Annotated in this window: 6 protein-coding genes; all 6 read right to left on the bottom strand. The window is 64.6% G+C overall.

Going from position 1 to position 11006, the window contains the following annotated elements:
• On the bottom strand, nt 1-916 hold a 916-nt coding region (locus QZ709_RS12800; protein ID WP_294637680.1), incomplete at its 3' end, for a glycoside hydrolase.
• Between the two features lie 41 nt (nt 917-957).
• Nucleotides 958-4326 carry a maltose alpha-D-glucosyltransferase gene (gene treS, locus QZ709_RS12795; RefSeq protein WP_294637679.1) on the bottom strand — a complete coding sequence of 1123 codons (3369 nt, stop codon included), beginning with the start codon at nt 4324-4326 and terminating at the stop codon, nt 958-960.
• Nucleotides 4327-4328: 2 nt separating this feature from the next.
• Entirely contained in the window at nt 4329-6410 is a 2082-nt protein-coding gene (locus QZ709_RS12790) for an alpha-1,4-glucan--maltose-1-phosphate maltosyltransferase (protein WP_294637677.1), read from the bottom strand.
• Nucleotides 6388-8283, bottom strand: a complete 1896-nt coding sequence (glgB, locus tag QZ709_RS12785) for a 1,4-alpha-glucan branching protein GlgB (RefSeq protein ID WP_294637676.1) — start codon at nt 8281-8283, stop codon at nt 6388-6390. Before glgB ends, QZ709_RS12790 begins: the two co-directional genes overlap by 23 nt.
• 408 nt (nt 8284-8691) lie before the next feature.
• Nucleotides 8692-9084, bottom strand: a complete 393-nt coding sequence (locus tag QZ709_RS12780; protein ID WP_294637675.1) for a ChaB family protein — start codon at nt 9082-9084, stop codon at nt 8692-8694.
• 74 nt (nt 9085-9158) lie between these two features.
• The gene (locus QZ709_RS12775; RefSeq protein ID WP_294637678.1) at nt 9159-11003 is read right to left on the bottom strand and encodes an amylo-alpha-1,6-glucosidase; all 1845 of its coding nucleotides are present in this window, start codon (nt 11001-11003) and stop codon (nt 9159-9161) included.
• Between the last annotated feature and the right edge of the window lie 3 nt (nt 11004-11006).

Raw genomic sequence — 11006 nt, 5'->3', positions numbered from 1 at the left:
GATGACGGGCCATGTAGGCGCGCCAGAGGTCGTGTTCCCGCGTGATCGGGGTCGTGACGGAGCGGATCAGATAGGGTTCGTGCACGCCTGCGCTCAACAGCGTCTTCATGAGCTCCCGGGCCATGGGGTCGCCACGAAGCACATACAGAACGGCCAGCACATTGCCGAACACGTCGCCCTCGTCCCCCACGAAGGACAGGTTCACGAAGCTGAGGTAGAGACCCTTGTTGCGTTGTCCTCGTCGCGCATAGTGCTGCAGCAGACGGCCCCTGCGGTATTCCGGCAAGTCACTCTGGAAGGGGTTGAAGAGGTGATTGAAGTGATAGTGCGTCTGGTCCAGGTCCGGCAGGTCATACAGGTCCTTGACGCGATGCCACAGAGCGTTCGTGTAGAGCACGAAGCCTGAGCGCGGCATGATGTCTGCCCAGTCACTGGCCTCGTTCTGCTGCAGCAGGAAGAAGCGCTGATGCTCTTGTGCCTGCAGCCAGACGATGGCCTTGTCGATGTTGGCGCGCCACCGGCCGAACACACCCGGCATGGTGGAGTGGCGTTGAACATGGGCGACGGCAATCAGCCACCACAGCGTCGCGTCCACGCAGCCGAGATACCAGAAGTCGGCATCCTGCCCCAATGGGTCCACGTACTTCGGGATCTGCCCGTTGGGCGCCTGGGCCCGGGCCAGGGCATCCAGGCTGTCGACGGCGCCCTGCTCGAGCGAAGGAATGCCGCTGCCGGCCATGGCAAGCACACAGATGGCGGCGTCACGGCCGAACACGCGCGTGTAGCTGCGGCTCTCTGCAGCTTTGGACCGGCTGGCGGCCAGGATGCCGGAGGACGTGAGGTTGTCCTTCAGCAGGTTGATGGACGCACGGGTGCTCGTTTCCAGCAGTTCGTCGGCTTCCAGCCCCTGCGGCACGTCCAGCACCGGTGCCTGGGCCTCGCTCTTCAGTACGGTGTTCACGGAACCTCCCGCTCTGCCAGTTGCAGCAGACCCAACAGCGGGATGTCGACCCAGTCAGGGCGGCTGTGCAGTTCGTAGCGCAGTTCATACAGCGCCTTTTCCAGCTCGAACAGCGTCAGCAGGGCCGCCTCGTGCTCGGCCAGCGTGACAGGGCCTTCGCAGCTGTCTGTGGAGGCGCTGTCCCTGGCGGCTTGGACGCTTGTGTAACCCGTCAGGAAGGCCTGGCGAACCTGTTGCTCCCATGTGTCGGCGACGGCCATCATGGTGCTGCGCTCCTCTGGCGTGTGGGCGGCGGATCGAAGCACCACCATCCTCGCGTAGCTGAAGGACCTCAGCATGCCGGCCACGTCCAGCCACGGCGGTTGCTTGGCACGGCGCGCTTCGAGCGACCGGGCCGGCTCACCTTCGAAATCGATGATGACGAAGTCATTGGCCGTCACCAGCACCTGTCCAAGGTGATAGTCGCCATGACACCGGATGCGTCGACTCCCCGCTGGCAGGGTCACAGGGCGGTCGATCAGCGCCGAAAAGGTCTCCCGGGTGTCGATCACCGACTGAGCCAGAGGCTGGACCTCGCCGCCAAGAGCGCTCAGCCTGCTGGCCAGCAGATCCAGGCTGGCGACCAGATCATCCTGCACCCGCCGGCAGATCCCCGCCAGATCCGCGTCGGTCAGAGGTTCGGGCTGAAACAGCGGATCGTCGGAAGACGTGGACAGAGCCTCGTGCAGTTCGGCTGTCCTGCGTCCCAGGGTGCTCATGAGCCCCAGGAACCCGCCGTGCACGTCCTCGGGTTCGGGGTCGACGCGCGTGCGGGCACGCTCCATGTGGCGTTCGAGGTAGCCAGCCGTGTAGGCCCAACCGTCGCCCTGGTTGCTCACATAGCCCTGGGCGATCGCCAGGGGCCGGACGGTGCCGTCCTGTGACTCGTGGGTCAGCAGGCCCAGCACCGGGACGACGTGCGGAAAGCGTGCCACCTCGGTGAGGAAACGCCCGACCTCGTACTCGAGGCTGGGGCCCGGGCGCACTGCGCGGTAGCCCTTGAGGAAGAGCGTCTCGTCCATGGTCACCACGGTGTTGCTGCTCTGTCCCAGGGGCTTGCTCACGGGCAGGCTGTCCAGCCGGTCGCCAAGCAGGTCCTGGAAGACAGCGCTGGCCTCGAAACGCAGCTTGCCATGGGCCGTGTCGACGGTGAGGCCTTCGCCCATGGCCCGGATCAGCGCACGGCAGAAGCAGGCATCCGAGAACGCGTCAGCCATCACCCCCACCTGGGCGTGCTGGCGTGTGCGGGCGAGGGCCATCATGGCCAGTGTGCGGGTGCGCTCGTCTTCTTCTTCTTCCCAGGCCTTGGCCAGCGGCATGAAGTAGGTGACGTCGTCGGTGCCGGGCGAAACGTCCACCAGCGTGAACAGCCAGTTCAGTCGGGCATCGCCCCACATGAGATGGTCGCGCAGCGTGGCGCGCTCGATCGGCTGGCCCTTGGCGGCATACCAGCGCTGGGCCTCGATGTGCAGAGGCAGAACCTGCTCCTCGAGCTGCGCCCGTGTCTTGAGGGCGAGCGCTGCGCGCCAGGGCACCACGGCGTCCGGGAAGAAGCTGCGCCAGCCGTCGAACAGAACGAGCACCGGGACGTCTTCCATGGGGACATGCTCCTCGTGCCAGCTGGGGGCGCCGGCTTCCTTGTCCAGCCTGAACCAGTAGAAGCCGTGCGCGGCAATCGTGAGCAGATAAGGTAGCTCACCGATGGGCGGGAAAAGCGTCCGGCCCAGCAGCTCCACGGGCACGCGACCTTTGTAGCGCGACAGGTTGAGCTCGACGGGTTGCGCCGAGCGCGCCAGGTTGGCGACGCACATAATGGTGTCGTCCTCGTACTCGCGCAGGTAAGCCAGGATCTTGGGGTTGCCCGGTTTCAGGAAGGTCAGGGTGCCCCGACCGAATGCATGGCTGGACTGCCGAACCGCCAGCATGCGTCGCATCCAGTTGAGCAGAGAAGATGGGTCTCGCAGCTGCGACTCGACGTTGACGGCCTGGTAGCCATACACCGCGTCCATGATGGGCGGCAAATAGAGCCGTTGCGGGTCGGCGCGCGAGAACCCGGCGTTGCGGTCAGGGCTCCATTGCATCGGGGTGCGCACGCCGTTGCGGTCGCCCAGGTACACGTTGTCGCCCATGCCGATTTCATCGCCGTAATAGATGATGGGCGAGCCGGGCATGGACAACAGCAGGCTGTTCATCAGCTTGATGGTGTCCAGGTTGTTTTCCATCAACGGAGCCAGACGCCGGCGGATTCCCAGGTTGATGCGCGCCCGCGGATCGGCCGCATACGTGTTGTACATGTAGTCGCGTTCCTTGCTGGTCACCATCTCGAGCGTCAGCTCGTCGTGGTTGCGAAGGAAGATCGCCCATTGGCAGCTGTCCGGAATGGATGGCGTCTGCCGCATGATCTCGACCACCGGGAATCGGTTTTCCTGGGCGATCGCCATGTACATGCGCGGCATCAGGGGAAAGTGGTAGGCCGCATGGCACTCGTCGCCATCGCCGAAGTAATCGCGCACATCTTCGGGCCACTGGTTGGCCTCGGCCAGTAAGAAGCGGTTCTCGTACTGGCTGTCGATGGCGGCTCGCAGTTGCTTGATGATGGCGTGTGTCTCGGGCAGGTTTTCGTTGTTGGTGCCCTCCCGCTCGACCAGGTAAGGGATGGCGTCCAGGCGGAAGCCGTCCACACCGAGGTCCAGCCAGAAGCGCATGGTCTTGAACACCGCCTCGAGCACCAGCGGGTTATCGAAGTTGAGATCGGGTTGGTGGCTGAAGAAGCGGTGCCAGTAGTAGGCGTTGGCCACCGGGTCCCATGTCCAGTTGGAAACTTCGGTGTCCGTGAAGATGATGCGCGTGCCCTGGTAGCGTTGGTTGGTCTCGCTCCAGACGTAGAAATCCCGCTCGGGTGAGCCCGGTGGAGCCCGCCGCGCCGCCTGGAACCAGGGGTGCTGATCGGACGTGTGGTTGATCACCAGCTCGGTGATCACCTTGAGGCCACGCTTGTGCACCTCGTCCAGCATCAGCTTGAAGTCGTCCAGCGAGCCGTAGTTGGGGTGGATCTCTTCGTAGCTGCTGATGTCATAGCCGTCGTCACGCAGCGGCGAAGGGTAAAAGGGCATCAACCAGATTGCATTGACGCCCAGGTCCTTGATGTAGTCCAGTCGGGCCGTGACGCCCTTGAAGTCGCCGATGCCATCGTCGTCGGCATCGAAGAAGGCCTTGACGTTGAGCTGGTAGATGACCGCATCCTTGTACCAGAGCGCGTCGTCGTTGCGGGGCACCGTGGCGCCTTGAGCGGCCTCTTCCAGTTGCGGGGTGTCGGGCGTGAGCATGGTCATGGCTCCAGCAGGGGCTGCTCGGGTGGGGCAGATGGCGTGCCGACCGCCGCGCCGGTGCGCTGAAGGACGAACACATGGGCCGGAGAACTGGCGGGGTCAAGGATGACGAAGTTGCGTGCGCCTTGCCAGGTGAAGCGCTGATCGCTCAGGGCGTCGGCGAGGTCGTATGGCACGTCGGCGTGCAAGCCGAGCCGTTCGAGATCCAGCGTCACCCAACCGGATTGGGTGTACTGCGGATCCAGGTTCAGCACCATGACGAGCGTGTCTTCTCCCTCCCGAGCCTGCCGAGACCAGACCAGCAGTTGAGGGTTGTCGCTCTCGTGAAAATGCAGGCGGTCCAGTGACTGCAGGGCGATGTGGGCACGGCGCAACCGGTTCAGGCGGGCGATGAGGCCGGCCAGGCTGTCTGGACGGTCCACGCTCAGCGGTCCCCAGTGGCGGATCTGATACTTCTCCGAGTCGAGATACTCCTCGCTGCCTGGGCCGCGAGGGCGGTTCTCCATCAGTTCATATGTCGGACCGTAGATCCCGTAGCTTGGACACAGCAAGGCGGCCAACACCAGTCGCAGAGCGAACACCGGTCGTCCCTGGTGGTGAAACTGGGCATGAAAGATGTCCGGCGTGTTGGGCCAGACGTTGGGGCGGAAATAGTGTCGTCCCGGCCCATGAGCCAGTTCCTCGAAGTAGGCCCGCAACTCCTGACCCGTCTGCCGCCACGTGAAGTAGGTGTAGGACTGGCTGAACCCCACCTTGGCCAGACGGTGCATCACCTTGGGGCGCGTGAAGGCTTCGGACAGCAGGATCACGTCCGGGTGTTGCGCCTTCACCTGGGTGATCGCCCACTCCCAGAAGGCAAAGGGCTTGGTGTGCGGGTTGTCGACCCGAAAGACGCGCACGCCCAGTGCGATCCAGAAGTCGAGCACCGAGCGCAGTTCCTGCCACAAAGCGGGCCAGTCGCTTGTTTCGAAGTCGAAGGGGTAGATGTCCTGGTACTTCTTGGGCGGATTCTCGGCGTACTGCACGCTGCCATCCGGTCTCCAACGGAACCAGTTGCGGTGCTCGTTCACATAGGGATGGTCCGGCGCGCACTGGAAGGCAATGTCAAGGGCCACCTCAATGCCGTATTCGGCCGCTCGGCCGATGAGTTCGCTCAGGTCTGCAGCGGTGCCCAGCTCGGGATGCACCGCCTTGTGCCCGCCCTCGCTGGCGCCGATGGCCCAGGGGCTGCCCACATCACCGGGTTCAGCCTGCTCGGCATTGTTGCGCCCTTTACGGCGCTCACGGCCGATCGGGTGGATGGGCGGCAGGTACAGCACGTCGAACCCCATCTCGGCGATGTAGGGCAGGCGAGCCACGACATCCTTGATGCGGCCGTGCTGGCCCATCTCTTCGCTCGCCGAGCGGGGAAAGAGCTCATACCAGCTGCTGAACCGCGCCAGCAGGCGGTCTGCCACCAAAGGCAGCGGACGGGGCCAGTGTGTGGCCAGCCTTCGGTCCGGGTGTCGCAGCGCACGGGCGGCCATGGCATCGTTCAGCGCGAGGGCTTGGATGGCTGCGGCGTCCACCGCGGTGTCCGTGGCGTGCCAGCGCCATTGCCGTGCACCTTCGGCCAGGTGATCACGGTCCTCGCCTTCGGCACGTGCGGCAGCCTCGTCCAAAAGGTCTGCGCCAATCTGCATGGCCAACCGGATGTCGTCCTCGCCCTGACGCCGTGCCATCTCGTGCTGCCAGGAGAGGAAGCGATCGACCCAGGCCACGACGGTGTAGTGGTATCGGCCCGGCCGTGGTGGGGTGAAGCTGGCCGTCCACTCGTCATTTCCACGGGGCTGCATCTCCACCTCTTCGGCATCGCCGCCTTCCGCATGCCATCGCACCACAGCGCGCACGGCATCGTGCCCATCGGTGAACACATGGGCCGTGACCTCGAATGCCTCCCCTGCAATGCACTTCACAGGAAACATCCCGGCGTCCACATGTGGCATGACCGCATCGATCACGGCGCGGGCGCGGCCTTCGTGCGGTGCACCCAGCAGTTGCGGCGGTGGGGTCTTCAACTCAGTGGTGGCCTTGCGCGGCATGCGCCTCCCCTTTCAGAATGATGGTGGACAGCGGAGGCAGGGTCAGGGTGACCGCCCACGGTCGCCCATGGCTGGGTTGGGGCTCCGCGTGGACACCCCCAAGGTTGCCCCAGCCCGATCCCCCGTAATCGGTGGCGTCGCTGTTGAAGATTTCCTGCCAGTGCCCGGGCGCGGGCACGCCGAGCACATGCCCCTGGCGCGGCACGGGAGTGAGGTTGCAGACCACCAACAAGGGGGCGCCGCGGCAAGGCTTGCGCAGAAAGGCAAGCACGGTGTTGACCGCGTCGGTGCTCTCGACCCACTCGAACCCTTCGGGCCCGAAGTCGATCTCATGCAGCGCCGGTTCGCTCTGCAGCAATTGGTTGAGCTGGCGCACGAGACGAGTCACCCCTTGATGCTCCGGGTGTGCGAGCAGGTGCCACTGGAGCTCGCTTTCATGGTTCCATTCACGCTCCTGAGCAAACTCTCCGCCCATGAAAAGCAGCTTCTTGCCTGGATGGGTCCACATCATCGACAACAGCAGACGCAGGTTGGCCATCCGTTGCCACGCGTCACCCGGCATCTTGCCGATCAGCGAGCCCTTGCCATAGACCACTTCATCGTGCGAGAGCGGCAACACGAAGTTCTCGTGAAACGCGTACACCAGTGAAAACGTCAGTCGTCCCAGGTGGTGGCGCCGGTAAAGCGGGTCTTCCTTCATGAAAGCCAGCGTGTCGTGCATCCAGCCCATGTTCCATTTCATGCCAAAGCCCAGCCCGCCCATCGAAGTGGGGCGCGAAACCTGGGGCCAGGCTGTCGATTCCTCGGCCACGGTGAAGGCGTCAGGGTGAGCGCGGTACACAGCCTCGTTCAGGCGTCGCAGGAACGTGATCGCTTCCAGGTTCTCCTTACCGCCATGGATGTTCGGCACCCACTGCCCATGCTGGCGCGCGTAATCCAGGTAGAGCATGGACGCGACCGCATCCACGCGCAGGCCGTCAATGTGATAGCGCTCGAGCCAGAACAAGGCAGACGAGATCAGAAAGCTGCTGACCTCGCCTCGGCCGTAATTGAAGATGCTGGAATGCCACTCGGGATGGAAGCCTTGCCGGGGGTCGGCGTGTTCGTACAGGTGCGTTCCATCGAAGAAGTGCAGTCCGTGCGCGTCGGTGGGGAAGTGGGATGGCACCCAGTCGAGGATGACGCCGATGCCTTGCTGGTGCAGGTGGTCGACAAAGGCCATGAAGTCATCCGGCGTGCCATAGCGTGCAGTGGGCGCAAAATAGCCGGTGGTCTGGTAGCCCCACGATCCGTAGAAAGGATGTTCGGTGACGGGCATCAGCTCCACGTGGGTAAAGCCCAGGTCCTTCACATAGGCCGCCAGCTCGAGAGCCAGGGCGCGCCAACCCATGGGGCGTCCATCGGGCCTCCGCCATGAGCCCACATGCACTTCGTACACGGACATGGGCGCCGACAGGCGGTTGCGCTCTGCGCGGCGCGCCATCCAGTCCTGGTCGCCCCAGATGTGCTGCGGATGCCAGATCCGCGAGCCGGTTGCAGGAGGCGCCTCGGCATAGAACGCCACCGGATCGGCCTTGATCAGCTGTTGATGTTCGTGGCGGCTGCAGAGGTGGTACTTGTAGATGTGTCCGCGCTGCGCCTGGGGAATGGCACCGGACCAGACGCCGCTGTTGAGCGGGCACGGGCTCAAAGGGTGAGCGTGTGGATCCCAGTCGTTCCAGTCGCCCATGACGGAAACGCGTTCCGCATTGGGTGCCCACACGGCGAATCGGGTGCCACCCTCCGGGCCATCATGGGGGTGTGCGCCCAGGATGTCGAACAGGCGGGCGTGGGTCCCTTCATGCAGCAAGTGGAGATCAAGGTCGCTCAGCATCGGCCTGGCTTTGTGATGGGCGATGACGCCGCGGTGGACGAAGGTGGCAAACGCCGTGCCCGGTGCCGCGCCACCGGTGTCAGGTCGCTCTATGCTCTTCCGGTTGTCCGGGCGGAAATGCGGGCGGAAAGAAGTGCCGCCCCCCAAGGAAAACGTGCATGCACCCGCCGGTCATTGCACCTCGGGTGGCGGCGTCACTTCTGGTTGAGGGGGCACGGGCGCCACTTCCGGATCAGTGGGCGGCGGCGCAATCTCGGGCTCGGGCCGAGTCGGCTCGATTTCGGGTCCGGGAGGTTGCGGGCTCACGTCCGGACCAATGGGGTCGGGGACATCCGGCCCGACAGGGGGCGGAATGCTTGGGCCAGGTGGAACTGGGGAGGGCAGGGACGCGTTCAGCATGATGGGTCCTCATTGCTTGCGCGCGATGGCCTGTGCCAACTCTGCCTTGTTCATGGAGGACCGTCCGCGAATGCCCAGGGCGCATGCCCGCTCGTACAGTGCCTGACGTGACTGGCCCAACATGTCCACGCCGCCGTAACTGGGTTGCGTGCCGCGCCGGGCGACTTCACCGGACGCCGCGGCTTGCGGGTCCGACGGCCCTTTGTGTGCCTTTGGCTCCCAGTGGTCACCCACCTTCTCGAAGCTGTGTTTGAGCGAGGAGATGGCGGTGCGACGGGCACGCTCGCCAGGCCCGTAAGACCGTTCAGCGCTGGCCAGGGTTTTGGCGTAGGTCCGTTGCGCCTTGGCCGGCGACCGCTTCAGGGTGGCTGGCAGGCCGGTGTTGTCCGAACGCGAGGGCATGGCGGGCTCCTTGTGTGTCTTGAGCAGATGACTCTGTTCGGCAATTGCCATGCCGTGCCCTTACGGGGCTGCGCTCACTCGGGGCGGTCTGGGTCCGTCATGAGCCAGGCCCGCAGCGCCTCGGCCACGCTCCAGGCTTGCGCAATGCAGCCGCGCGGCAATTCTGGTGGCTCGGCATCAAAGATTTCGCTGATGCTCCCCACACACGCCAGCCTCAGATGTGACGGCAGATTGGCCAGGAAGCGACGTGCTGCGACGCGGTCAGGGTGCAGTTTCAGCCACGCCTCGATGAAGTGGCCGATCAGCCAGGGCCACACCGTGCCTTGGTGATACGCCGCATCGCGTGATCGCAGGTCGCCCTCATACGTGGGCTTGTACGCCGGATGCCCTGGCGCCAGCGTGCGCAGACCCCAGGGAGTGAGTAGTTGGCGACGGACCGTGTCCAGTACGGGTTCCCAGTGCATCCGGTCCAGCACGGGGTGCCGCAACGACATGGCGAAGACCTGATTTGGACGGCACGCCACATCGTTGATCTCTTCGCCCGGCTCGCCATCGACCACGTCGAACAGGTGGAGCAGGGCGGGGGACCAGTACCGCAGATTGAAGGCGGTGCGGACCTGCTCGGCCAGCCGGCCATATCGTTCATCCGGCATGCCGGCGGCGGTGCTCCAGTCCGCCATGAGCCGCAGGGCGTTGTGCCACAGCGCCTGGATTTCGACGGGCTTGCCGCGCCGGGGTGTCACGACCCAGCCATCCACCTTGGCGTCCATCCAGGTGAGCTGGTAGCCAGGCGCGCCAGCCCGCAACAGCCCGTCCAGCGGGTCGACTCCGATGCCATAACGGGTGCCGCGCACATGGTGGTCGATGATGGACTTCAACACCGGGAGCAGTTCAGCGATCAACGTCTGGTCACCGGTGTACGCCGTGTATCGGTCTATGGCATGGAAGTACCACAGCGTCGCGTCGACCGTGTGGTACAGCGCCTCGCGCTCGCCTTCGGGAAACAGGTTGGGCAGCAAGCCGTCGCGCACGTAGTGAGAGAACGTCTGCAGGATGGCGCGGGCTTCTGCATGGCGACCGGTGCACAGCGTCAGCCCCTCCAGGCTGATCATCGTGTCGCGCCCCCAGTCCCCGAACCAGTGGTAACCGGCGATCACCGTCCGTATCTGGTCGCCGCTGGCTCGGGCCTGACGGGTTTCCTCGAGGCGACTGCCCGGCACGACCACAAAGGCGTCGGCGGCGGCCACCAGTTGCGCTGAAAAAGGGTCCTGCACCACCTCCGGTGGCGCCATTTGCAAGAGCCGCTCGACACGTCGCTGCTGGTGCTCGACCGCGCTGAGGCCATCGCACTGCAGTGCCTCGCGGCCCTCCGTCGTGGCCACAAATGTGAGCGCCTGGCCCTGCGTCAGCCTCGCGGTGAAGTAGCCGGGGCTGTACAGATGCTCACTGTGGTCGTAGCCACGCCCTTGCTCGACGCGATACAGCGCGTGTTCGCCCACAACCTCGTGACAGGTGAACCCGTCGTTGGCAGGCGCCAGCCCGAACTGCAGGCACAGGTCGGTGCGGTCTCGGCGTACCTCGTACAACCCACGGGTGAAGGAGAGGGTGAAGGGCCATTCCGATTCATGCACCAGCACCGCGTCCTGGCGGCGGAAGGCAAGAAACGGCCGCAGCCGCAGGGTCGCGGCATCGCCCTCGATCAGCCGGTACACCACGCACACCGTGTTCTGGTTGTGGGGCATCACGATGGTCTTCTCGATGACGACCGCTCCAACGTCGTATCGCCATGTCGGCATCAGATGGGACCACTGGAAGCGCGTCAGGCACCGATGCACATCGGTATCCAGTCCACCCTGAACAACTTGCAACCCATTGATATGCAGCGCGATTTCGGCTGAAGTGTGGTGCGATATTTGCAAGGA

Source organism: uncultured Aquabacterium sp., from assembly GCF_913773725.1.
Taxonomy (GTDB): domain Bacteria; phylum Pseudomonadota; class Gammaproteobacteria; order Burkholderiales; family Burkholderiaceae_C; genus Aquabacterium.
Note: the sequence above shows the minus strand (reverse complement) of the source record. Positions and strands in the feature narration are given on the sequence as shown.